Raw genomic sequence first — 25,768 nt, 5'->3', positions numbered from 1 at the left:
TTGTTTGTTGTTTGTTGTTGGTTCTTCTCAACAATCAACCACCAACGACCAACTAACAACTAACAAATTAATATTTTCCTCATTTTTACATGAAGAATTCCAGCTTCTTCAAAAACTTCTCCTTCTTGCTGAAAACCTAGTTTTTGATATAAACCTTTTACATACTCTTGAGCATTAATTAAAACTTCTGGGATATTTTTACTAGCTATGACTTCGAGTGCTTTTTCTGTAATTTTCTGACCAATACCCTGTCCTCTTGCCATTCCTAAGACGGCTAATCTTTCTATTTTTGCGGTTTTCTCATCCAAATATCTAATCCTAGCTGTACCTACGCATTCTCCATTTAAATAAGCAATCAACTGATCACATATCTCATCTAGACCATCAAAATCTAAATCTTGTTCCACTCCCTGTTCTTCTTGAAAAACTACCCTTCTAATTTTCTCAATTTCTAGTAACTCTTCAGGTATATGAGCAACTCTGATTGTTAAATTACTCATCATTTCACTCTAAATTCTCTGATTTTACCCCTATAGATTATATTTTTCTATATATAGGACTCATCAATAGCATAATTATCGCAGCAATGGATTTTTATCCTGCGCGACTGAAATTATAGTTTGCTCAATACGTTTTAATCTTGTTTCCGGCCGTTTTGCACTCTCAATCCACAAGAGAATATTCTTTTTCGAGGAGTTACTAAATTTCTCAAAATATCTCTTGGCAGTTTCATTTGCTTCTAATGCTTGTTTTAAATCTGCCGGAATTATTAATGCCTCGATCGCGTCTAACGATGTCCATGAACCATCTTGTTTTGCAGGTGTAATTTTTTCTAAACCAGCTTCAGTCATTAAACCTTGTTCAATAAGTTCTTCTATATATTGCTTATTTAATTTTGACCATACACTTTTCGATTTTCGAGGTGTAAATATTTGCATGTAACGTTCTTCGTCTAATGATTTGACTTTACTATCAATCCAGCCAAAACATAAGGCTTCTTTTACTGCTTCGCTATATTTAACACTTGGTTGACCACTTTTTACTTTGTATGACCACTTTTTACTTTGTAATAGATGAGCCATACACCAACGGAGATACGATGATTTTTCTCTAACCATTCTCGCCATTCTTTGCGGTTTTTGGCATAAAAGCTTTCTAGTTGTGTTTCAAATTTATTTGGCATATAGCTTTACTTAAAAGCTTGCTGTTTTCTGATATGCCTCTGTTTTCTCTGTGCCTCTGTGGTTAAATAAATGACTTTTTACCGCAGAGACGCAGAGAACACAGAGTTAACATTCAAATCTCTCTGCGTCAGCCTAAATAGTAAATCTTTCAGTTGGCATCAGGTTTGAATCCCCGTCCAATTGTTCCTTCTGCCATCTGCCCTTCGGGTTCGGCAGTCCCCCATCGCCGGAAACCGCCTTTTTGGGGGGCTGCCTCACCATCTATCTGCCTTCTTCAATCTGCTCCTTCAATCGGCGCAAAACCTTGTCGTTGAATATTCTCGGTGATCGTACGCGGTTCTAAAAATTGCAGTAAGTAATCAGGACCACCAGCTTTAGAACCAACTCCAGAAAGCTTGAAACCACCAAAAGGTTGTCTTGCGACTATAGCACCGGTGATGGTGCGGTTAATGTACAGATTCCCGACTTCAAAATCTTCTTGTGCTTTTTGAATGTGCGATGGTGTGCGAGAATAAAGTCCTCCGGTCAAAGCATAGTTAGTACCGTTGGCAATTGACAAAGCCTCCTGGAAATTGTTCGCCTTAATGACGGCGACGACGGGACCAAAAATTTCTTGTTGAGCAATTACTGCATTTGGTGATACATCTGTAAAGATTACCGGGCCAATAAAATACCCATTCTCTGGTGCTGGCATTTCTAAAGCAACCTTTGCTTCTGTTTTGCCTTTTTCAATATACTCGCGAATGCGATCGCGTGCATTAGCATCAATCACGGGCCCTACCTTAGTACCAGGTAACTCTGCCGCACCGACGTTTAGCGATTTGGTTGCTTCTGTGAAACGCCGTACAAAGCTATCGTAAATAGCTGTGTGGACAATCACCCGTGAACAAGCAGAACATTTTTGACCGCTGTAACCAAATGCCGATTGCACAACACCTATGACAGCTTGGTCTAAATCAGCACTTTCATCTACGATAATTGCATTCTTGCCTCCCATCTCTGCAATTACTCGTTTCATATGCTTTTGACCGGGTTTAAGGTTGGCAGCTTCTGCGTAAATTCTACAGCCCACCTCTTGAGAACCAGTAAAAGCGATTACATGGGTATCGACGTGATTAACCAAGTAAGCACCAACTTGGGAACCCTTACCTGGTATGTATTGAAATACACCTTTGGGTATACCAGCATCAACTAAGACTTCTGTCAGTTTCGCTGCAATCACCGATGATGTTTCCGCAGGTTTGAGGAGGGTACAATTACCCGCAACCAAAGCTGCGACTGTCATTCCTGTGGCGATCGCTAACGGAAAATTCCAAGGAGAAATGACGACTGCAATTCCCCGTGGCTGGTAAATATAACGATTTGTCTCGCCAGCAACGTCGTAATTGTAACCTTGCTCCAGCCGTTCCATCTCCACAGCATAGTAGCGACAGAAGTCGATCGCCTCACTTACTTCTGCGTCTGCTTCTCGCACTGGTTTTCCGACTTCCAGCACAATCCAAGCAGCAAGTTCGGCACGACGCTGTTCCATTAAATCAGCAGCTTTGTACAAAATACCAGCACGTTGTTTGACTGGTGTTGTGCGCCAACTAGGAAAGGCTGCTTTTGCAGCTTGCATTGCCTGTTCTGCTTGTTCGATACTTAGAAGACCAATTTTACCAACTACTTCAGTGTAATTTGAAGGGTTAACAGAATTGATCATTTCTTGGGTGTTAACATACTCACCATTAATTAACGGCAGATAGGTTTTACCAAGTTGGTGGCGAACAGTTTGCAAAGCTTGTTGTGATTCCTTTCTTGATTCTTCCTCTGCATAATCTGTATCTGCTGCACCCACAAATTTGACAGCAGTTTTTCCGTTTTCTTCTAAAGTTCTAAACTCTCTTCTCCCGTCTCCCCTGGCAACTTTGTCGTCTGTGTCTGTTGCTAAAAGTTCTCTTCTGCCATCTCCCCTAGCAACTTTCTCTTTGTCTTCCTGTTTTAAGGTTGGGGGTGCTAGTAGTTCTTCTACAGGACGATTTTCCAAATTTTGTCTTAAGAAAGAACTATTGGCAGTATTTTCCAGCAAGCGACGAATCAGATATGCCATTCCGGGGAGAAGTTCACCGTAGGGACAGTAAACGCGGACGCGATAACCCTGATCAACTAAAGCTTTGGCGAGTTTGTCACCCATCCCGTAGAGGACTTGCATTTCAAAGCAACGACTAGGAACTTTTAAGCTTTGGGCGATCGCTATAGCATGAGCTTGCGATCGCACGTTATGGCTACCAATGGCAGCATAGACATATTGATGATTTTCCAGCAATAACTGAGTAATGTTCTCAAAGTTCGCATCCGTTGCTAATTTGTCGTTGTAAACTGGCTGTGGCCAATGTTTCTGTTCTGCTTTGATGGTTTCTTGATCCCAGTACGCACCTTTTACTAGGCGAATTGTAATGGGATAACCACGTTCCTTTGCCCAATCAATTAATGCTTTAGCATCTTGTTCGCTGTCCCGCAGATATGCTTGGATGGTCATGCCAATATCTGTACGGGTGCGAAACTCTTCTTCGAGCAAAAGTTTTTTCAGAATGTTGAAGATTAAATCTTTGTACTCATACTGTTCCATATCAAAGTGAACAGCAACACCCAACTCCTTAGCACGACGCAAAAGAATACGAATGCGATCGCTTACCCTTGCTTCACTACCTTGAGGATCTAATGGATCAAACTGGGAGTAAAAAGCCGTCAACTTGACAGAAACCTGAACTTTCGGCAATGGTTCGCCATCTGCTTGATCAATTAACGGCACAGTTGCCCAATTCTTCGCTGCTTCTGCTAATTCTTGCATCAAATCAAGATAGCGTTCCAGATAAGATTGTGCTTCTGCTTCCGTAATTACCGCCTCACCTAGTAAATCTACGGTGAAAGCCATCTTGTCTTTACGCAGTCGCTCAATCGTCTTGAGTACCTGTTTAATATTTTCTCCAGCAATATATCTATGAGCTAATGTTTCTACTGCTGTAGCCACAGTTGTAGCAGCAACCTGTCCTGGCATGGAATCAGGATTGGCAAAATTTAACATTCCCTTTAAGGCAGATGGTAATTCTACGGTCTCATCGCCTAAATATTCCTGTAAGTGTGCGGCAATTTCCGATTTGCTATGTAAAGCAGGTAAAGTGTCTATAAAACGAAATAACTGCACTCGCAATCCGGGATTGCTCATCGCCCAAGCCAGCATTCGATCATCCCAGCGCATCTGATCGCGTAACGCCGAGAAGAAATTACGATTTTCTTGGGTTGCTCCTAGCAAAACTCTAGCAATTTCTTGGGTTTTCGCTTCGTAGGCACTAGTTTTTACTTGTAAAACCACAGATAACAAACTCCTATATGACAGTTAGCAGTGATCAGTTATCAGTTATCAGTAAACTTAAAAACTCCAGCCCCTTAGCAAGGGGGGATTTGGAGGGGTTTTTCAGTGATTTGCACAAGAGATTTACTAAAATAACTGATACTGCAATACCTATGTATTCTATTTTCGCTCTTTGATTTTGTAGCTACCACATCCAGATTTTGAGGATATGAGACGATTGTGAACGACGAAGCTGTTTTCTGGCAGTATTTACTGTATTTATGTAACTTAAGTTCGGGGTGACTGGGTATGCGGCTGGTTAAGCTGTTCTGATTCTCGGTGAGATGATCACGGTAAAGTTAGTGAGGAGTTATGCAAAGTCGCCAAAAAGCTTTATTTATTTAACCGCCATGACGCCAAGAACGCCAAGGACTGGTAGAGTGTGCGTAAGACTTAAGCAGTATGTAGACAAGGGCTACAGGGTGATTCTCTCGCTTATGTATCAACATATCTTTATGGTAGTTTAAAGATAAGTATACATTTTGCAACAAATCACTTTGACCCTGATGACTGGAGAATAGAACCTTGGGAGTAGAACTACGCAGTTTCGTATTTCTTGATAGCTTGCAACCTCAACACGCAGCATATATGGGAACGGTAGCTCAAGGTTTCTTGCCATTACCTGGGGATACATCGCTGTGGGTGGAAATCTCGCCTGGGATTGAGATTAATCGGATTACAGATGTTGCGCTGAAAGCTGCTTCTGTTCGTCCGGGAGTACAGGTAGTTGAACGACTCTACGGTTTATTGGAAGTTCATTCTGCTTCCCAAGGGGAAACACGAGCAGCTGGTCAAGCAATTTTAGCAACACTAGGAGTCAGAAGAGAAGAATGTCTCAAACCGCGTGTTGTTTCTAGCCAGATTATCCGCAACATTGATGCTTACCAAACACAATTGATCAACCGTACGCGTCGGGGACAATTATTACTGGCAGGACAAACGCTGTATGTATTGGAAGTTGAGCCTGCTGCTTACGCCGCCCTCGCTGCGAATGAAGCTGAGAAAGCAGCAGCGATTAATATTTTGGAAGTTCAAGCGGTGGGTAGTTTTGGACGGCTGTATTTGGGTGGACAAGAACGGGATATTCTTGCAGGTGCAGCTGGAGCGTTAACTGCAATTGAAAGTGTAGCAGGTAGGACAAATCCCCTGGCAGTGCGTCAGGAATAAAGGAGACAAAATGGCAAATCAAGAGCATCTGGCTTTACTGAAAGCTGGTGCAGTCACGTGGATGGAGTGGAGAGAAAAAAACCCCGATATTGAACCAGATTTGAGTGGTGTTGATCTCTATGAAGCAAATTTGGCTGAAGCTAACTTGAGTTTAGTTAATTTCAGTGTTGCTAATTTAAGTTTTGCCAAACTTACCCAGGCAAATTTGAGCCATGCCAATTTGATTGGGGTTAACTTGAGTCAAGCTAACCTCAAAAACGCTGTGCTTGCTGATGCTAATTTAATTGGGGCTGACTTAAAAGGTGCAAACTTGAGAGGTGCTGATTTGGGTACAGCCAAGCTGCATCGTACTAACCTCTGTTTTGCCAACCTCATCGAAGCTAACTTGATTGGGGCAGATTTGAGCAAAGCAAACCTGTACGATGCGGAATTAATAGGAGCCTACCTTTATAAAGCTGATCTTTATCAAGTAAATCTCAGCAAAGCTCACTTGAGTAGTGCTTATTTGTTACGGGCTAATCTGAGTGAGGCTGACTTGCGAGGTGCTGACTTACGATGGAGTAACCTTAAAGGGGCAAATTTAGCAGGTGCTAACCTCACAGGAGCGAAGTTAGCGGGGGCTAATCTGAACGGTGCGAATCTTCAGGATGCGATTATGCCTGATTATTAGTACGGCTTTGCGTAAACTTATAATTTTTTTTAAACGCAGAGGGGCGCAGAGTAAGCGCAGAGGGGCGCAGAGTTTTTCAAAGTACATCGGTGTTTATCGCTGTGCATCGGTGTACCCTGCGGGAAGCCGCTTGCGCGTCTACGATTTATAAAAAGACTATCTTTTATGGACTTCCCTACACCCCTTTCCAAGTTCCATGAAAACTATGAGGAATCACACTTGGTAGTTCCAGCTTACACACAGGTTCTTCACTTAACCGATGGGCATCAAAAACCCAAACTTGACTACGATCGCAATTGCCATCATACACAACCGTTAAAATCCAAGCTTGTTCTGGATTGTCGGCGTCTGTAACGTAGATGGGTTCACTAGGATAGCGATTTTCACCCAAGTCTGCTTCGGTGAGAGTTTCGGTTTTGTGATCGTAGCAGGCGATTCCATTTAATATTTCTTGGCTAATATCTGTTCCTTCTTGAGAGATGGAAAGATAAGTGTAGCGCGAGGCTTGTCCGACGTTTTCAGGTGGGACGCTGGGGAATTCACAATGGCGATCTAATATTTGTTGAATGTTTGTCACTGCACCAGTTTGAGGATTTATGCGAACTCGCGTCAATGTACTCTTGGCTGGTGTGTGAGTCTCACCAAACGCTACTTCTTGCAGAAACTGGTTTGTCTGAAAGTCCTGATAGCGGGCAATATCTACAATTACTTCACCGTTAGGATCTACATAACCATTGGCAAAATGCCACTGGAACCAAGGTTCTGTTTCTCCCCGACTTACCAAGGAAAGTGTTTGGCGGTTAAAAATTAAAATTTGCGTTCCTACCTGGGGTTGCCATTGGAGACACTCACTATAAGTACTTATTCCTGCGAGGATGGGAAAAACATTCACCCGTACAGCAGGAGCAAAAAACACCAGATATGGTCCTGCTAAAACAAAATCATGGATGGCAGGAAAGCCATTTAGAGTAAATTTCGCTTTTTGGACAATTTTACCTGTCCAGTCACTTTTAAAAAGATTGAGTACAGCATTTGCTCCAGGAGAGACACCAAAGTTAAAAATCTCTTTGGTGTGTAAGTCTACACTAGGATGGGCAGAATAAGGCAAGCCTTTGTCAAGTCCGCCTAAATTGTCTGAACCTTTGGTTTCTAGTGTTTGTAGGTCTAAAGCATAGGGATGATCACCTTCCCACAGAGCCAATAGTTTATCAGGTAATGCTAGCACCGAGGTATTGGCAACATTTTTAATTGGCTTTAACCATCGATTCCAAAATGCTCCCGGTGCTGTCATTCCGTAGTTACCATAAAGCAGTTTGCCTGCTGCTGTTTCTTCTTTGTAACCATCTGTTTGGACGTAGCGATAGACAGCAGTAGCACCCCCCCTGTCCCCCCCTTGGTAAGGGGGGGTGTTGAAGTGTACTCCCAGAATTGCACCATCTCCATCAAACCAGTGTCCCACATGAATACCGCCCCGCTCTAGCCGTCCAGGGCCGTTGCGATATAATGTACCGCGTAAACCAGGTGGGATTGTGCCAGAAATTACAGGTAGGGGGGTAAGTGGGAATTCTTGGGCGGGTTTAGCGATCGCATTTGCCCAAGCTTTTTTTCTTAACTTTTCGTTAATTAAAGCCATAGAAAATTTACCGAAGAAAGGGTGTAAGGGTGTAAGGGTGTAAGGGTGTAAGGGTGTAAGGAGGTAAGGGAAATAGCTTGAATCATACCCCTACATCCGTATACCCCCACACCCCTACACCCCGCATTCTTACATCTCTATTAAACGTATGCTCAAGTTATTTAATAACAAAATAATTGCCTTCACTGTCACTGTCTTAGTAGCTATATTAGTAGCCTGCAATTCCCAAAATCTAGTTAACATAAACTCCCGCCAAGGGAACGTGATCTTTATCCATCCGGATGGGACAAGTGCATCTCACTGGGGAGCAGCGCGGGTGCTTTACCTTGGCCCTGATGGTAGACTCAATTGGGATAAAATGTCCCACCTGGCTGTGTATTTGGGACACATGAAAAACCAACTCACTGCCACTTCTAATGCTGGTGCGGTCACTCACGCTACAGGAGTGAAAGTCAATGCTGACTCTTTCGGATTGAATGAAGCTTTACAACCCGTAGTAGCCTTTTGTGATCAACCTCAAACAATTATGGAAGAAGCGATCGCTACAGGCAAGGGAACGGCAATCATAAACTCTGGGATGATTCACGAACCGGGAACAGGTGCATTTGTCGCCAAGGCAGCAAATCGTCGCGAATTTGCCGAAATCACCAAACAAATTGTTCTGTCTGGAGTCGATGTCATCATGGGTGGTGGCGAGATGTGGTATCTACCCAAAGGCATAGCCGGCAGACACGCCACCGCCGAACAAAGTCAACGTCGAGATGGCATAAATTTGATTGAAGAAGCAAAACAAAAGGGTTACACCGTGGTTTATACTCGCGATGAACTTTTGCAATTACCAGCAAATACTAAGAAAGTACTAGGCATTTTTGCCGCCGACGATACCTACAATGATGCGCCAGAAGAAGAATTGAAACAGCAGAATTTGCCTTTGTATGTACCCACAGCGCCAACAGTTGCGGAAATGCTGGATGCAACTTTAAAGATAGTTTCGCAAAACTCAAATGGTTTTTTTGTGGTTTTGGAAGAAGAGGGTAGCGATAACTTTTGTAATTTTAATCACGCAGCTGGTTGCATAGAAGCAGTCAAGCACGCTGATGATGCCGTTGGTGTGGCAATGAAATTTATTGAGAAAAACCCACATACTTTATTAGTGACAGCCGCAGATAGCGATGCTGGAGGATTAGAAGTAGTAGGAGTCACAGAGAAAGATTTCCCTTTAGATAAGCCTTTGCCAGAAAAAGGCGAAAACGGTTCACCTTGGGATGGGAAAGATGGGACTGCTACTGTACCGTTTGTCTCTGCACCAGACAAAGAAGGTAAACGCTTTCCGTTTGCGATCGCTTGGGCTGGTTTAGGTGATTTCACTGGAGCAATTGTTGCCAAAGCGCATGGATTTAATGCTGAGTTACTACCAAATACAGCAGATAATACAGATATTTATAAGTTGATGTACAGGACATTGTTTGGTAAAACGGGGAACAGGGATCGGGAAACTTCAGATTAAAGATCAATATAACAGCAAACCCATGATCCATCTGTGTGCATCGGTGTACCCTACCTTCGGGAACGCCTTATGGCGTACGGGAAGCCTATAAGCGCGTCTACATCAGTGTTCGTTCAATAAATAAAAATTCCAGCCTCAGAACCTCACAATCCAGTTTTGAAACAAGAATCTCCAACTTCATACCAATTCAATTAATGATTGCAACACGTCCTTGGATAAAGACGCGATGAATCGCGTCTCTACAAGATGGCCTATCTGTCGCATTCTTTTTTCAAATTGGTATCAGAACTTGAAACTTGACGAAAAACAAGATCCCCGACTTCTGGAGAGAAGTCAGGGATCTATATGTTTGCTGTAGGGTGTGCGATCACTATGGTTTAGTTGATATTGATTTTCGCACAGACTTAAAATTGCTTATATTTACATAATTTTTAAATAAATATACGATCATCTTATGAAGCTCAGCCTGTGCATGATTGTTAAAGACGAAGAAAAAACACTACCCAAATGTCTGGGCAGCGTCAGAAATGTGGTAGATGAAATAGTAATACTAGATACAGGCTCAACAGATAGCACCGTGTATGTAGCTAAGAAATTCGGTGCAAAGGTATATGAATTTCAATGGTGCAATGACTTTAGTGCAGCCCGAAATGAAGCTTTAAAATACGTCACAGGCGATTGGGTTCTGGTTTTAGATGCAGATGAAAGTCTAGCACAAAAAATTGTACCCCAGCTGCAAGAGGCAATTCATAGAGAAGAATATTTACTGATTAATCTAGTTCGGCAAGAAGTAGGGGCGGTACAATCTCCCTATTCCCTGGTTTCCCGTTTATTTCGTAATCATCCAGAAATTTATTTTTCTCGCCCTTACCATGCTTTAGTTGATGATAGCGTCACAGAGATTTTATCCAAAGAGCCACAATGGCAAGTCGGTTATTTGCAAGGTGTGGCAATTCTCCATTCTGGTTATCAAAAAGATGTCATCAACCAAAACAATAAATATGCCAAAGCCCAAGCAGCAATGGAAGAGTTTTTAGCTACTCATCCTGATGATCCTTATGTTTGTAGTAAATTAGGGGCATTATATGTGGAAACTGGGAAAATTTCAGAAGGTGTAGAGTTATTGGCCAGAGGAGTCACTACCGCAGAAGACAACTATGACATTTTATATGAACTGTACTATCATTTAGGCATTGCTTACAGTCGAGTACAAAATTTAAAACAGGCTGTTGCTCATTATCAAGCTGCAATTAAATTACCTATTTATCCTATGCTGAAGCTAGGTGCATATAACAATTTAGGTAATTTGTTTAAAACAGCTGGAGATTTAAATCATGCCAAAATTGCTTACGAAAATGCTTTGAAAATTGACCCTAATTTTGCCACAGGACATTACAATTTAGGAATGACTCTGAAAGCAATGGGTTTATATAATGACGCGATCGCTTGCTATCAAAAAGCCATAGGGATCAATCCTAACTACGCTGATGCATATCAAAATTTAGGAGTTGTACTCCTAAAATTAGGTAACTTGCAGGCTAGTTTAGCTGCCTTTGGGAGAGCGATCGCTTTACATGAAAAAAATAATCCCCAAGAAGCACAGCGACTAAAGCAAGGATTGCAAGAAATGGGGTTAATTTAGAGTAAAACTTCCAACTCATAACTTATAGCTAAAAAAAATCCTAAGCCTCTACAGGAAGCTTAGGACACTCAATAAATGGATTGCTTCTAAAATAGCAAATTTCAGGAAAAATGTAATTTATTTTTCCTTATGTGTAGTTTTTCGAGAGTTATTTCCGTATTGACATGAAACCGAGATACATGTAAAAACCTGCACTCCGGGTCTGGAAATCTTTGATATACCTAGCTTTCAAAGATTTCGGATGGCAGATTCATTGCCGCCTCTAAGGTTGGGGAATATTATGTAAATTCACTACATAATCACCGTATCTTTTTATATGCCGATTTACATAAGGGCTTAAAGCCGCGATATGGCGTTCAAGAATCACTTCCCTACTGTTCACTCAACATTTAATTCCCCAAATGGGGTTGGATTTTATATATCCTTGCTCTACTGCAAAGTTAAATAGGCTTTGCAGTATCGCTTGATGCTTGTTGTGAGTTGTGTGTGTCTTGTAACAGATTCTGGCCTTCAGGAAGTTGGCCTGTGCGGAGCCAGTGCTGAAGTTCAGCCGGAGGTTTAACCCGTTCTAAGGGCGATCGCAATGCTTCGCCCTCCAAAATTTCGGTTTGGAGTAGCGTCTGGGCAGTTTCTTCAAGCAGTTCCCGGTTTGTTTGCAAGACCGATAGAGCGATATGGTGAGCACCATCAACAATTTCTTTCACCTCACGGTCAATTTCCTCTGCTACCTTGGGGCTGACTGAGCGGCGCGGGTTCGGATAGCCTTCCAAAAATTGCTGCTGAATTTTTTCAAACGCCACCGGGCCTAATGTATCGCTCATGCCATAAAGGGTCACGGCACGCTCCGCCAGATCGGTCGCTTTCTGAATATCATCACTTGCCCCGGTGGAAACTTCGCCAAAGATGAGTTCTTCCGCCGATCGCCCCCCTAACAAAGTAGCAATTCGTCCTCGCAATTCACTCTCGACCATGAGAAACCGATCTTCTTCGGGCAATTGCAGCGTATAGCCCAAAGCCCCCACGCCTCGCGGCACGATCGAGATTTTCTCAACCTTTCCTGCCCCTGGCATCAATGCCCCAACCAGGGCATGACCCACTTCATGGTAGGCAACGGTCTTTTTCTCTAGATCATTAAGGACGCGCGATCGCTTTTCCAAGCCAGCCACCACTCGTTCAATTGCCTCATTAAAGTCAGCCATCGTCACGGCATCCCGATTTTGGCGGGCGGCTAAGAGAGCGGCTTCGTTCACCAAGTTCGCTAGGTCGGCTCCGACAAAGCCTGGGGTGCGGGCGGCAATTTTGTCTAAATCAACATCAGCAGCGAGCTTAACCCGTCGGGCATGAACCTCCAAAATTGCTTTGCGTCCTATCTTATCGGGGCGATCGACTGCTATCTGACGATCAAAGCGACCAGGACGACGCAGCGCTGGGTCTAGCACCTCTGGACGGTTGGTTGCTGCCAGGATAATCACTCCCGTGTTGGCATCAAATCCATCCATTTCGGTTAGTAATTGATTGAGGGTTTGTTCGCGCTCATCGTTGCCGCCCACAAACGGGCCACCCGCCGCCCGCGATTTACCAAGGGCATCGAGTTCATCAATAAACACAATACAGGGAGCCTGTTGCTTTGCTTGTTCAAATAAGTCGCGCACCCGTGCAGCCCCAACCCCGACAAACAGTTCAATAAACTCCGAGCCGGAAATGCTAAAGAAAGGAACACCGGCTTCTCCAGCGATCGCCTTTGCCAGCAAAGTTTTACCCGTTCCCGGTGGACCTACTAATAACACCCCTTTGGGAATCTTCGCACCCAGACGGGCATAGCGATCGGCGTGCTTGAGAAAATCGACAATTTCCTGTAGCTCTGCCTTCGCTTCGTCGATCCCGGCAACATCTGCAAAGGTGACCCCCGTATCCCCTTCTGAGTAAATCCGGGCTTTGCTTTTACCCACCGTCAATGCTGCCGGTCCCCCCTGAGCGCGACTGAACAACCAAGCCCAAATGCCGAAGAAGATCAGCGGAGGTAACACCCAGCCTAAGAGAGTGCTGATCCAACCCGTATTGCTAGGTGGTGGAGCCGCAAATTCCACATTATGCTCTCGCAAAATCTTCGGCAAGTCCAAATCGATTGCTACAGGCGTTGTGGCAAAAATGCGTGGCGGCTCTGTCTCACCAGGTTTGGGCTTCAACTGGTACTCAATTCGATTCGGACTGACGATCGCCCGTGCCACCTGTCCGGCTTCCACCTGCTCAACAAATTCGCTATAAGGAACTTCGGGGGGGCGCGGACTCAAGTTAGGAAAAATCAGCAAATTCAGCAAAAACAGGCTCACTAGAAAAATCAATAAGCTGCCACCTACATCCCTGGGTTTGGGCTGCTTTTGCGATCGCTGAGTTTCAGTTTCCACAGGCATAAGCACAACTTCCTTTGGTAATCACTGGTTCGGAAAACCCCAAAAGGTTCAAGGGCTTCTGGACGGGAAACCCTACTTCTGTCAAGAACCTACTGAAGACTAAATCCTGCATATTTACTGATTAGAGTAGAACATTCAAATCTGTGGAAAAAATGAGTACCGCGATCAGAACGATCATCCAATCGGATTGTTAGATCGTTGAGATTATTCCTCAGAAAGTCCTCAGATTTAGTTGTCAATTTATTGGGTGTAGGTACGGTGTCAGTCTGAACACCCTTGAATGATAGCTCCAGGCAGATGTTGCGTAATTAGATTGCGTATTTGGAGGATGAATACCTATGGCAACCATTAGCTTGAATGTTTCCACGGTAAAACCCCTGGGCGATCGCTTATTTGTTAAAGTTGCCCAAGCCGAGGAGAAAACAGCAGGCGGAATTTTGCTACCCGACACCGCCAAAGAAAAGCCTCAGGTCGGTGAAGTAGTGCAAATTGGGCCGGGCAAACGTGATGAATCAGGAAATCGCATCCCGATGGAAGTCAGCGTTGGAGACAAGGTTCTCTATTCCAAGTACGCTGGCACAGACGTTAAGTTAGGCAGTGAAGATTACGTCTTACTGTCAGAAAAAGACGTGCTTGCCATTGTTGCCTAGAGATCTGTGCTCTATCACCTCTGCTCATTTCAATGAGCAAAAAATCTGCTTAAGTTTCTGTTAGTTTCTGTCAAGTTCGGCCTCGGCTGGATTCCTGTCGAACGTTCTACGCTCATGATCTCAATCATTTCAGGAGAGTGATTATCTATGGCCAAAACCATTTTGTACAATGATGTTGCTCGCCGCAGTCTTGAAAAAGGGATTGACGCACTGGCAGAAGCGGTGGCTGTCACCCTTGGTCCTAAGGGGCGCAATGTCGTGCTGGAGAAGAAATACGGCGCACCGCAAATTATCAATGATGGCGTGACCATTGCCAAAGAAATTGAGCTAGAAGATCACGTAGAAAACACCGGAGTGTCTCTCCTGCGTCAAGCGGCATCGAAAACGAACGATATAGCAGGAGATGGAACGACCACCGCAACCGTACTTGCCCATGCCATGGTTAAAGAAGGGTTGCGCAACGTGGCGGCTGGAGCGAATCCATTGCTGTTGAAGCGAGGTATTGATAAAGCCACCCACTTTATTGTTGACCGGATTCAGGAACATGCCCGTCAGATCGATGACTCCAAATCGATTGCTCAGGTGGCAACCATTTCTGCGGGCAATGATGCTGAAGTTGGGCAAATGATTGCCGAAGCGATGGAAAAAGTCGGCAAAGAAGGCATAATTTCCCTAGAAGAAGGGAAGTCTATGCAGACGGAATTGGAAGTCACGGAAGGGATGCGCTTTGACAAAGGCTATATTTCCCCCTATTTCGTGACCGATGCCGAACGCATGGAAGCGATTCTGGAAGAACCCTATATCCTGATTACCGACAGAAAGATTACCCTGGTGCAGGATCTAGTGCCAATTCTGGAACAGATGGCACGGGCAGGCAAGCCGCTCCTGATCATTGCTGAAGACATTGAAAAAGAAGCTTTGGCAACTCTGGTTGTGAATAGTATGCGTGGCGTACTACGGGTCTGCGCCGTCAAAGCACCAGGATTTGGCGATCGCCGTAAAGCCATGCTGGAAGACATCGCCGTCCTCACCAACGGTCAGGTAATCAGCGAAGACACAGGCTTGAAGTTGGAAAATGCCAAGCTCGAAATGCTTGGTAAAGCCCGTCGTGTCACCATCACCAAAGAAGACACCACGATCGTGGCTGAAGGCAACGAAAAAGCCGTCAAAGCCCGTTGTGAACAAATTCGTCGCCAAATTGAGGAAACCGACTCGTCCTACGACAAAGAAAAACTGCAAGAACGACTGGCGAAGCTCGCAGGTGGCGTAGCAGTCATCAAAGTGGGAGCTGCAACGGAAACTGAATTAAAAGACCGTAAGCTCCGGCTGGAAGACGCCATCAACTCGACTAAAGCCGCCGTGGAAGAAGGGATTGTGCCCGGTGGTGGCACCACCTTTGCTCACCTCGCGCCGCAACTGGAAGAATGGGCGAAGAGCAATCTTCAAGATGAACAATTGACCGGTGCCATGATTGTGGCACGTGCCCTCTATGCACCCCTGCGTCGGATTGCGGATAACGCCGGTGTGAATGGTGCAGTGATTGCTGAACATGTGCGAGGGCTGCCCTTTGACGAAGGCTATGATGCCGCCAAAGATACGTTTGCGAACATGTTTGAGGCTGGCATCGTTGACCCAGCAAAAGTAGCTCGTAGCGCTCTGCAAAACGCTGCATCGGTAGCAGGTATGGTGCTGACAACCGAGTGTATTGTTGTTGATAAACCAGAACCAAAGGAGAAAACCCCCGCAGGCGCCGGAGCAGGCGGCGGTGACTTTGACTACTAATGGTAACAGATGAAATAGTGTAAACCGACGAGGAGGGAATATTTGATTTCTCTCCTCATTGTTATTTCTCAATTATTTCTTAGTCAAGTCACTGAAGATGTTTTTACTTGCTGCCAAATCAGCCACCGCCAGCCACCGCCAAGCTGAAATTATTGAAGTCATTTTACGCAATGGCTGGAATTATTTTCGCAGTCGCATTATCAAAGATGCCCAACCCGAACAACCCACTTTACCTCTACCCCATGTTCTGCGACAAATCTTAATTGAGCTAGGGCCAACCTTTGTTAAGCTCGGACAACTGCTCAGTACTCGTCCAGACTTGCTCAGTCCAGAGTACATTGCAGTGCTGGAAACTTTGCAAAACAATGTTCCTGCTTTACCCTGGAATGAGATAGAACCGATTTTACAAAATGCTTTTGGAGAATCATTTCAATCTAAATTTCTCACTATTGAACCCGTGGCGATTGCCGCTGGTTCTCTGGCCCAGGTGCATCGGGCGGTTTTGAAAAACCACCAAACCGTTGCGATTAAAATTCAACGTCCTGGTATTCGAGAAATTGTCGAGCGGGACTTGGAGGTTCTAGAAGCTCTCGCGAACTGGTTTAGTCGAGATAAAATAGGACAGGCTTACGATTTACCTGGCTTAGTTGAAGAATTTCGATACAGCCTTTTGGGTGAACTTGATTTTCATCGAGAAGCTCGCAACACCGAAAAACTCCGCCAAAATTTAAGCAATAGCCGTTTTTGGAAATCTGGACAAGTCGTTGTTCCCAAGGTGTATTGGGATTGGACAACTGATTGTATTCTGACGTTGGAATGGATTGAAGGGATCAAGCTGAATCAGGTTGATCTCCCCGAACACCGCAAAAAGCGACTGGCAACCTTAGCGGTTCAGGTGGTGATGCAACAAATCTATCTGGATCGATTTTTTCATGCCGATCCCCATCCTGGTAATTTTTTGTATATCGGGGATGATACCCAGGATCGGTTAGCCTTACTGGATTGTGGCATGGTTGCCATGATCGACCCTCGTACACAAAGTATTCTCACCGATCTGCTCATTGGCATTGTGTACGAGCGGCCCAAAATTGTCACCCAGGCCATTCGGGAGCTAGGGTTTACCCGCTTAGATGTCGATTTACGATCAATTGAGTCTGCCTTTGACCGCCTGCTCAGGAGATTTTATACTCGACCTTTGACAGAAATTAACCTGGCTGAACTGCTCAATGAAGCACTGAGGGTGCCACGAGAAAATAATATTCAAATGCCAGGCACGATTGGATTATTTGTGAAAACGATCGCCAATGTGGAAGGAATCGCCCGCCAACTTGATCCCCTATTTCCCTTTGTAGAAGTTGCGCGTCCTATTGTAGAACAGGCAATTCGTCTGCGCCTATTTGGAACTGAGCTATGGCAAGATGCTGTGCAGTCGAGTCTTTATTTATCCCGGCTAACTACCCAATTTCCCCAGCGGTTTGAAGTGTTACTCGATCGCCTAGAGCGCTCAGAGTTAGGCATCAATCTAGGTTGGCGACTAGAGCAAGAATTTTTGCACACGCAGCAACAAGGGATGAACCGTTTGAGTTTAGCTATCCTGTCAATGGGTTCGCTGGTTTCTGGCGCAATTCTACAGCAATTATTGGGACAGGATTCTGTATCTTCTCCTTTGATTGAAATGGTTAGTCAAGGCTTACTCTTATCTGGCATTGGGTTGATGAGTTGGGTGACGATCGCTCTTTTGCGTTCTTTTTGATTGTCTTTATCTATATACTCAAAACAATGTTTTTTTCATGAGAGCCAAGATCCCATCTATTACATACTGCACTGCCAGTGCCGCCAGTAAAATTCCCAACACTCTGGAAACGACATTAATCCCCGTCCGCCCGAGCCATTGGGTCAGGGTTTGGGCGATCGCCAGCGAACCATAGAGCAACAACAGCACAGACATCGTTATTCCTAAAACGATCACCGTACCAAAGGGATAAATAGTCGCCTCCCCCTGCAAGACCAAAATACTAGCCAATGCACCCGGCCCAGCAATCAACGGCGTTCCCAAGGGAAAGACGCTAATGTCTGTTCGGGTTTGAGCTTCTGATTCTTCTGCTTTCGTTTCTCGCTGATGTTGGGCAAACACCATATCAACGGCTATTTTTAACAATAAAATTCCAGCCGCTACCTGAAAGGCTTCCACGCTAATTCCCAGATAGCGCAGCAAATTGTTACCAAATAGGGCAAAGCTAAATAAAATACCCCCTGCGACTAAAATGGACTGGCGAATGATACGCATTTGCACTTTAGGGGAATACTCACCTGCCAGGGTCAGAAAAATAGGCACTAACCCGATCGGATCAAGAACCACCAAGAGCGTGAAGAATGCTCGCAGAATAAAAGGGGTCATGGGAAGGATCATGAAGCATCAAGATTGGCAGCTGTCAACGCCGTCGCCAGAACTTCCTCCGCCGCACTCACGGGTACAAACTGGAGTTGATGGCGCACTTCTTCCGGCACATCTTCTAAATCTGGTTCGTTCCGCTGGGGGAGAATCACTGTCTTAATTCCTGCTCGATAGGCGGCTAATACTTTTTCCCGAATTCCCCCCACTGGTAGCACTTTGCCCCGCAGCGTGATTTCTCCCGTCATGGCCACATCATTACGAACCAAGCGGCCAGAGGCAACAGAGGCGATCGCTGTTACCATCGTCACCCCCGCTGAAGGCCCATCCTTGGGTGTCGCCCCCGCTGGCACATGCACATGTACGACTTTTCCCATAAATACCTTGGGATCAATCCCCAATTTCTCCGCATTAGACCGTACATAGGACAGGGCTGCCTGGGCAGACTCCCGCATCACATCCCCCAGCATCCCGGTTAAAACCAACTGTTCGGCACGTCCAGGCATCATGGTCGCTTCCACAAACAACACATCGCCACCAGCAGGAGTCCAGGCTAAACCTGTGGCAATACCGGGGCGATCGATCCGTTCCACCACTTCATCAAGAAACCGGGGGCGACGCAAATAATCAGGAAGTTGCTCGGCTTCGACGGTGGTAGCTGTCACTTTTCCTTCCGCAATTTGGCGAGCCACTTTGCGCACCACCGCACCAATTTCTCGCTCTAAACTGCGAACCCCTGCTTCACGGGTATATTCCCGAATAATCCGCTGGAGTGCCGCATCGGTAATTGCCAGTTCCTCTGGCTTGAGTCCATTAGCCCGTAGCTGTTTGGGCAGCAGATAGCGACGAGCAATGTGCAACTTCTCCAGTTCAGTATAGCCAGAGAGACTTAAAATTTCCATGCGATCGAGCAAGGGAGAGGGGATGGTTTCGACAGTATTGGCTGTGCAGATAAACAATACCCTGGATAAATCAAAAGGTACGCCTAAATAGGTGTCTACAAAGGTATGATTTTGGGCTGGATCGAGGACTTCCAGCAGGGCTGCTGCTGGATCGCCCTGAAAACTTCTGCCCAGTTTATCCACTTCATCCAGCATAAACACCGGATCAGCCGTTTCGGCTCGTCGCAGAGCTTGAATTAAGCGCCCCGGTAACGCCCCAATGTAGGTACGACGATGACCGCGAATCTCGGCTTCATCACTCACCCCACCCAAACTAATGCGGACAAACTTGCGTCCCATTGCCCGGGCGATCGACTGTCCCAGGGAAGTTTTACCCACGCCGGGTGGCCCCACAAAACACAAAATCGGTTCGCGGCGAATCTCCTCTAGCACGGTTTCTGGAGGCTTTTGGGAAGCTGGTGCCTCTTCTGGAACCTTTTCCTGGACAGAGGATTGCTCTTCCAGAACGGCAGCACGCTCACTCTTGAGCTTTTTAACCGCCAGATATTCCAGAATCCGGTCTTTGATCTTCTCTAGATCATAGTGATCTTCATCCAATACTTGGTGCGCATATCCCAGGTCGATCGCCTCACCTGTCGTTGTATTCCAGGGCAGACTCACCATCCAGTCGAGATAGGTACGAATCATGCCGTATTCCGGGGAAATGGCGGGCAGTCGTTCCAGGCGTGACAATTCGCGGAATGCCTCTTTACGGGCTTCTTCGGGGAGCTGGGCTGCTTCCAGTTGGTTGCGTAGTTCTTGAATTTCTGCTTGTTCTGCGTTTTCTTCACCCAGTTCACGCTGAATCGATTTCAATTGTTCCCGAAGAATGTATTCCCGTTGAGATTTAGAAATTTTTTCCTGGGCATCCGAGGCAATTTGTTGCTGTAACTCCCGCACGGCTAATTCTTGCTGGACAATTTCAATCAGCCGCTGGAGCTTGTTTTCTACAGCATCTAACTCCAGGATTTCTTGCCGCAGGGGCGTTTCCATTGGGGTCATTGCCGCAACCAAGTAAGCAAACAGGCGGGGATCGCTGATATTTTCACCAGCAGCAGCTAATTCGTTAGGAATATCCTCCGTCAGGGGCACCAGTTTGCTAAATAACTCACCCAATGTGCGACGCAAAGCTTCTAGCTCCGTCACACCGGATATCACCTGCTCCGGAGAGGTTTCAATCCTGGCTACTAAGAAGGGTTCGGTTTGCAGAAAGTCCAGGATACGAATGCGTTTTAGTCCCTGAACAACGAGTTGGAGGGTGCCATCTGGCAAACGCAATAGTCGGTGAATAATTGCAGCAGTCCCCACACGGTAGATATCATCCGGACCTGCCGGGCGGGCCTCTGGGTGACGCTGCGCCACCAGTGCCACCAGCCGATTAGTCCGCATAACTTCATCTACAAGTTTGACCGATCGCTCCTGCCCAACCACAATGGGAGCTACCGCCATTGGAACTACCACCGTGTTGATGAGCGGTAAAACCGGCAGAATGTCGGGAATTTCGGGAGTTGTTTGGGCATCTATTTCGGAATTCTGATTCACATTGATGGGTGTATCGGTCATAATCACACCTCTGCTTTGGGTAGGATGACATACAGGAAACCCCGGTCATAGCGCGCCTGGATGCGATCGCGCTCAATTCGCTGCTGGATGGGAACTTCCAGTCGAAAAGCACCGTAGTGAATGTTAACAGCGTGGTACAGTCCCTCCCCTTCAAAGCTCTCCCAGGGGCGCACACCTTGAATCACCAGGGCATTTTCGTAGAGGGAAATTTCAAAGTCTTCTTCCACCATGCCCGCCACTTCAACTTTCACAATTAGGGCGGTGGGCGTTTCATAGAGGTCGGCGGCGGGTTGCCACTGTGGATAGGCAAAGCTTGCCTGAAGTTGACCTTCCCAAATGGTGGACTGGGAAGGCGAAGTTATGCCAGAAAAAACACCCGTATATCGGTAGCTAAATCGACGGTAGCGCATAAATTTGATGGTTTCAATGATGATTTTGATAGATAATTGTCTTTTTCCTGGAACTGGCAATCACCAGAGATGTACTTAAGCTTCAACAATAGGCATTTTGCAATAAAATTTTGACTCCTTAGAATGACAATTTAGTGTTTATCGTGGTGCGAATTTGCGATCAGGTTTTACAAACTTGATTTAACTCGATAATCCCACCCCATCTTCAATCCAAATGGCAACCGTGCCGCCATCAGCCAGGAAATCAGCCCAACCAAATTCATCAGTGTAGAGTTCTTCGGCTTTGCTGCCATACATTTCGTAGCGATCGCGCACAACCAGGAAGCCATCTGGCGTTGCTTTAATGGTTGCCAGGTGATAGAAACGTTTACTCGAACGTCCCGTATTCATACGAATTGCCTCCACACGGTTGTATGCATTATTGATGACAACAGCCATAGCCCCCTTTGCGCCAGGAACAAACCCCAATCTTACCCAGCCTGCAACGTTGGGATTGGCGTAATATTGTTCTTCACCTAGAGCAAACTGCTTTCTCAGTTGCAGGAGGAGATCGAGATAGCTATTCCCTGAGAGTTGAGCGCGATGCCACTGCCTTTGTGCCTCATACCAATTGCCTGAACCATAATAATCGGGGAAGAAAATACAAGGATACCCCTGCCGCCGTAGCAAAATGTAGGCATAGGCTAACGGCTTAAACCACTCCTCGACATGAGATTCATAGAAACGACCATACTCATAATCATGATTCTCAACAAAAGTAACCGCCAGTGCTGGTTGTTCAGCCATCAAGGTGCTGCTGTTGAGGTTTCTCAAATCATAGGCTTGCCCCTGACGACTGGCATCACCAAACTTGAATCGCAGGGGAAAGTCAAATAAACAAAGTCGTTGGGGATAGTCACCTTCTGATGTAACCCGTTTAATATAAGCATGGAGGGCATTAAGATCCCCAGAGAGATATTCTGCAACAGCAAATAAGTTTCTACCAGTAGACCAGCGAACGTGCCCTAGCCATTCGCGGATGAAGTCGGCATTAATGTGTTTCACTGCGTCCAGCCGCACGCCATCCACATCAAGCTCCTGAACGAGCCAAGACCCCCAGTATTTCATTTCCTCCCGCACATCATAGCGCCCATAATCCAGATCGCAGCCTGCTAAATAATCGTAATTCCCTTTTTCTAGGGATACCCATTGGGCAAAAGATTTGACTTGGGGAATATAATTTTCCTCGTTAAACAAGTAGCGATAAATATATTTGCCAGACGGTTCAAAAAATTCCCAGTCCCCTTGGCGAATTTTTGCGGCGGCATCCACACTATCAAAATGGCGAGAATACCATTTGAAGCTAGAGTACTTATTTTGCCGATCTGGGTATTCAAACTTTGTGTACCCTTGAATTTCAATTAGACCGCTTTCGTAGCCATCCCACCAACGCTCTATGTTGCGATTATCTTTCTCAACTCGAATTGCCTGCCAATAGTCATCCTGAGCACCTCCCATTTTGTGATTGAGAACCACATCGGCATAAACTTGAATTCGCTGATTTGTGCCATCACCATGTAGTGCTTCGATGGCTGCTAGTAAATCTTGTTTGCTGCCATATTTAGTTTCTGGATTCGGATCGGGATCGCCAGAGATGGGAAATTCGCCAAGATCAAAGTGATCATAGACATCATAGCCAACGCTATTTGTGCGGTTGAAAGCTGGCTTGTAGGCTGGTGGAATCCAAATTGCATCAATGCCAATAGATCTATAATGAGGAGCTTCATCTCTGAGAAACTGCCAAAGCTTTCTCCCCTGGCTACCGGGAAAACTATTTTCCTGGAGAAACCAGTGAAAGCCCTGCAACATGACACCATTTAGCTCAGAAGACACTTGGTTTTCCTCCGTATGGCAGGTGTGTCAAGTCATTCTCCCTCATGTTCATGATAGTGACCTCAATTAAGATCATTAAGATCATTTTCAGGGCAAAATTTGATTGATTCCATTCAATCTAAAAGTGGAAAATGCCAACCACCATCGAGTGGAGTCAGGCGATCGGCAAGGGGAGGTCCCCATGTGCCGGGTTCATACTGATAAACTGGCGATTTTCTGGTCAAAATAGGCTCTACAATTCGCCACTGGGCTTCTATTTCCTCCTGGTGGGCAAACAACATGAGTTCTCCTTTAATTGCATCTCCTAAGAGGCGCTCATAGGGTTGCATTTCACTCGCAGGTTCCACCTGAGCAACCAGTCCCACTTCATTACCAACCATTCCCTCACCGGGTGCTTTAGAGCGAACTCCGATCGCGGTTAACATATTGGGACTGAGACGAAAGTAAAAATAGTTCGCCAATCCAAACGCCCGTTCACCAAACACATCTTGAGGAGGACGCTTGAGCCTGAGTAACACTTCTGTTGCAGAAATCGGTAGACATTTCCCCGCACGCAGATAAATTGGCACCCCCGCCCATCGCCAGGTTTCGAGTTCGAGCTTGATCGCCGCAAACGTTTCTACCTTAGAGTCAGGGGCAACATCTGTCTCTTGGCGATAGCCACGATATTGCCCCCGAACAACATCAAGCGGATCAATTGGACGAATTGCTTTTAAGATACGTGCTTTTTCTTTGCGAATTGCATCACTATCTTCGGTCGGTGGTGGCTCCATAATGAGGCATGCAAGCACTTGAAGCAGATGATTTTGAATGACATCTCGAATGGCACCTGTTTCTTCATAAAATTTGCCGCGCCCCTGAATATCGAGGGTTTCAGCCATTGTTATTTGAATGCTAGAAACATGGGTACGGTTCCAGATGGGTTCTAATAGGGAGTTGGCAAAGCGCATATAAAGCAGATTCTGAACTGGCTCTTTGCCAAGATAATGGTCAATCCGAAAGATTTGTTCTTCTGAGAACAGCGTGTGGAGAATGTGATTCAGGTGCCGTGCAGATGCAAGATCGCGTCCAAAGGGTTTTTCTACAATGACACGCCCATTTTGAGAGCAATTGACCTGCTTTAATCCAGCTACGACGGTGCTAAATAGGCTGGGCGGAATCGCTAAGTAAAATAAGGGACTCTTTGAGTTTTCTAAGACATGGCAAAGCTTTTCGTAAGTCCCGCGATCGCCATAATCTCCTGAAATGTAGCAAAGCAATGAACACAGCTTCTTAAAGGCAGACTCATCCACCCCTTTTCGTTCCTCCAGGCTGCTGTGAATATGGCTTTGTAATTGCTCAATGCTCCAGTCACGCCTTGCTACCCCAATCACCGGAATATCCAGGTGTCCCTGCTGAATCATTGCCTGCAACGCTGGAAAGATTTTCTTGTAGGCTAAATCACCTGTGATTCCAAACAAGACAAGTGCATCAGACGGTGTGGCTACGATCATTTACCTCCAGAACCAGAACGGTAGGTTTCCACATGTCCACCAAACTCATAGCGCAAAGCAGAGAGCAGCTTATCTGCAAAGTCGGCTTGACCCCGTGAGCTAAATCGCGAGTAGAGGGCTGAACTCAAAACAGGCGCCGGAACGCCTTCTTCAACAGCAGCAATCAGCGTCCATCGTCCTTCTCCAGAGTCAGACACATGACCATCGAAGCCGTTTAATTGGGGATCTTTGAGCAGGGCAGTTGCCGTTAAATCGAGTAACCAGGAGCTAATCACACTGCCTCTACGCCACACCTCTGCGATATCGGCAAGATTAAAGTCGTAGTGGTAAAACTCTGGATTTCGCAAAGGCGTTGTTTCTGCATCCACAGCGTGCGCCTGTTTACCAATATTGGCGTAGTGCAGAATATTTAGCCCTTCAGCATAGGCTGCCATAATGCCGTATTCAATGCCGTTATGCACCATTTTGACAAAATGCCCAGCACCGTGAGAGCCACAGTGCAGATAGCCTTGCTCCACCGTTCCGACCCTTGTTACACGACCCGGTGTGCGTGTTGCGGCGACAACCCCAGGAGCCAAGGCCGCAAAGATGGGATGCAATCGGTTTACTGTGGCTACCTTGCCACCAATCATTAAACAATAGCCGCGTTCCGCTCCCCAAATGCCGCCGCTGGTGCCGCAATCCACGTATTCAATGCCTTTGACTTTTAACTGAGCTGCGCGACGTATGTCATCAACGTAGTAGGAGTTGCCGCCATCAATTACAATATCGTCTGCATCGAGCAAAGGTACTAGTTCATGCAATGTAGCATCTACTGTTGCGGCTGGCAACATCAGCCAGAAGGTACGGGGTTTGGCAAGCGCATTCACTAAATTAGAGAAAGCAGTCACGCCACGGGCGATCGCTCCTTCCTTTACTAATGCCTCTGCTTTTTCAGGTTGGCGAGTGTAGCCAATAACTGTATGTCCAGCTTGTGTTAGCCGACGTGCCATGTTAGCACCCATCCGCCCTAGTCCGATTAATCCGAGTTCCATAACAAAAATCTCATCCATCGACTTTT

General features: G+C 45.9%; 16 protein-coding genes and 2 pseudogenes. 7 read left to right on the top strand and 11 right to left on the bottom strand.

Going from position 1 to position 25,768, the window contains the following annotated elements; genetic code table 11:
• Positions 1-59 precede the first annotated feature (59 nt).
• The 3 genes and pseudogenes from UYI_RS0129580 to pruA all read right to left on the bottom strand — a co-directional run bounded on the left by UYI_RS0129580 (position 60) and on the right by pruA (position 4,536).
• Positions 60-500, bottom strand: a complete 441-nt coding sequence (locus UYI_RS0129580) for a GNAT family N-acetyltransferase (RefSeq protein WP_016870305.1) — start codon at positions 498-500, stop codon at positions 60-62.
• Positions 501-575: 75 nt separating this feature from the next.
• Positions 576-1,183: pseudogene (locus UYI_RS33685) on the bottom strand (YdeI/OmpD-associated family protein).
• Between the two features lie 275 nt (positions 1,184-1,458).
• Complete coding sequence (gene pruA / locus UYI_RS0129565; RefSeq protein WP_016870302.1) at positions 1,459-4,536, bottom strand: L-glutamate gamma-semialdehyde dehydrogenase; 3,078 nt, start codon at positions 4,534-4,536, stop codon at positions 1,459-1,461.
• Between the two features lie 564 nt (positions 4,537-5,100).
• Here pruA and UYI_RS0129560 point away from each other — a divergent pair.
• A complete protein-coding gene (locus tag UYI_RS0129560; protein ID WP_016870301.1) occupies positions 5,101-5,742 on the top strand; it encodes a microcompartments protein in 642 nt (213 codons plus the stop codon).
• A 10-nt stretch (positions 5,743-5,752) separates the two neighbouring features.
• Positions 5,753-6,412, top strand: coding sequence for a pentapeptide repeat-containing protein (locus tag UYI_RS0129555; RefSeq protein ID WP_016870300.1), 660 nt, complete (start codon positions 5,753-5,755; stop codon positions 6,410-6,412).
• Positions 6,413-6,587: 175 nt separating this feature from the next.
• On the opposite strand, the gene UYI_RS0129550 is transcribed toward UYI_RS0129555, so the two are convergent.
• Positions 6,588-8,045, bottom strand: a complete 1,458-nt coding sequence (locus tag UYI_RS0129550; protein ID WP_016870299.1) for a carotenoid oxygenase family protein — start codon at positions 8,043-8,045, stop codon at positions 6,588-6,590.
• A gap of 148 nt (positions 8,046-8,193) precedes the next feature.
• On the opposite strand from UYI_RS0129550, the gene UYI_RS0129545 reads away from it, so the two are divergent.
• Both UYI_RS0129545 and UYI_RS0129540 read left to right on the top strand, forming a co-directional pair.
• Positions 8,194-9,552, top strand: a complete 1,359-nt coding sequence (locus tag UYI_RS0129545) for an alkaline phosphatase (protein WP_016870298.1) — start codon at positions 8,194-8,196, stop codon at positions 9,550-9,552.
• Positions 9,553-10,024: 472 nt separating this feature from the next.
• Positions 10,025-11,194, top strand: coding sequence for a tetratricopeptide repeat protein (locus tag UYI_RS0129540; protein ID WP_016870297.1), 1,170 nt, complete (start codon positions 10,025-10,027; stop codon positions 11,192-11,194).
• A 440-nt stretch (positions 11,195-11,634) separates the two neighbouring features.
• Here the strand turns inward: UYI_RS0129540 and ftsH are convergent, their stop codons facing one another.
• The gene (gene ftsH / locus UYI_RS0129535) at positions 11,635-13,605 is read right to left on the bottom strand and encodes an ATP-dependent zinc metalloprotease FtsH (RefSeq protein WP_016870296.1); all 1,971 of its coding nucleotides are present in this window, start codon (positions 13,603-13,605) and stop codon (positions 11,635-11,637) included.
• Between the two features lie 338 nt (positions 13,606-13,943).
• Here ftsH and groES point away from each other — a divergent pair, with 338 nt between their 5' ends.
• The 3 genes from groES to UYI_RS0129520 all read left to right on the top strand — a co-directional run bounded on the left by groES (position 13,944) and on the right by UYI_RS0129520 (position 17,790).
• Complete coding sequence (groES, locus tag UYI_RS0129530; RefSeq protein WP_009756748.1) at positions 13,944-14,255, top strand: co-chaperone GroES; 312 nt, start codon at positions 13,944-13,946, stop codon at positions 14,253-14,255.
• A gap of 147 nt (positions 14,256-14,402) precedes the next feature.
• Entirely contained in the window at positions 14,403-16,037 is a 1,635-nt protein-coding gene (gene groL, locus UYI_RS0129525) for a chaperonin GroEL (protein ID WP_016870295.1), read from the top strand.
• A gap of 97 nt (positions 16,038-16,134) precedes the next feature.
• Positions 16,135-17,790 carry an ABC1 kinase family protein gene (locus UYI_RS0129520; RefSeq protein WP_016870294.1) on the top strand — a complete coding sequence of 552 codons (1,656 nt, stop codon included), beginning with the start codon at positions 16,135-16,137 and terminating at the stop codon, positions 17,788-17,790.
• Between the two features lie 18 nt (positions 17,791-17,808).
• Here UYI_RS0129520 and UYI_RS0129515 read toward each other — a convergent pair whose 3' ends face one another.
• The 6 genes and pseudogenes from UYI_RS0129515 to gnd all read right to left on the bottom strand — a co-directional run.
• Positions 17,809-18,447 (bottom strand): MarC family protein, encoded by a 639-nt coding sequence (locus UYI_RS0129515; protein ID WP_016870293.1) that lies wholly within the window; start codon positions 18,445-18,447, stop codon positions 17,809-17,811.
• The gene (gene lon / locus UYI_RS0129510; protein WP_016870292.1) at positions 18,444-20,933 is read right to left on the bottom strand and encodes an endopeptidase La; all 2,490 of its coding nucleotides are present in this window, start codon (positions 20,931-20,933) and stop codon (positions 18,444-18,446) included. The genes UYI_RS0129515 and lon overlap by 4 nt, the downstream gene beginning before the upstream one ends.
• Positions 20,934-20,935: 2 nt before the next feature.
• Positions 20,936-21,343: an Hsp20/alpha crystallin family protein gene (locus UYI_RS0129505; protein ID WP_235148042.1), complete on the bottom strand. Its 408-nt coding sequence runs from the start codon at positions 21,341-21,343 to the stop codon at positions 20,936-20,938.
• A 180-nt stretch (positions 21,344-21,523) separates the two neighbouring features.
• Positions 21,524-23,215 (bottom strand): alpha-amylase, encoded by a 1,692-nt coding sequence (locus UYI_RS0129500; protein ID WP_026086257.1) that lies wholly within the window; start codon positions 23,213-23,215, stop codon positions 21,524-21,526.
• Between the two features lie 113 nt (positions 23,216-23,328).
• Entirely contained in the window at positions 23,329-24,705 is a 1,377-nt protein-coding gene (gene zwf, locus UYI_RS0129495) for a glucose-6-phosphate dehydrogenase (protein WP_026086256.1), read from the bottom strand.
• A pseudogene (gnd, locus tag UYI_RS0129490) lies at positions 24,705-25,763 on the bottom strand (phosphogluconate dehydrogenase (NAD(+)-dependent, decarboxylating)); the annotation flags it as partial. The gene zwf and the pseudogene gnd, both read right to left, overlap by 1 nt.
• Positions 25,764-25,768: the final 5 nt, after the last annotated feature.

It is taken from the genome of Fischerella muscicola PCC 7414, assembly GCF_000317205.1.
Lineage (GTDB): Bacteria > Cyanobacteriota > Cyanobacteriia > Cyanobacteriales > Nostocaceae > Fischerella > Fischerella muscicola.
This window is presented reverse-complemented; position numbering and strand designations above follow the sequence as displayed.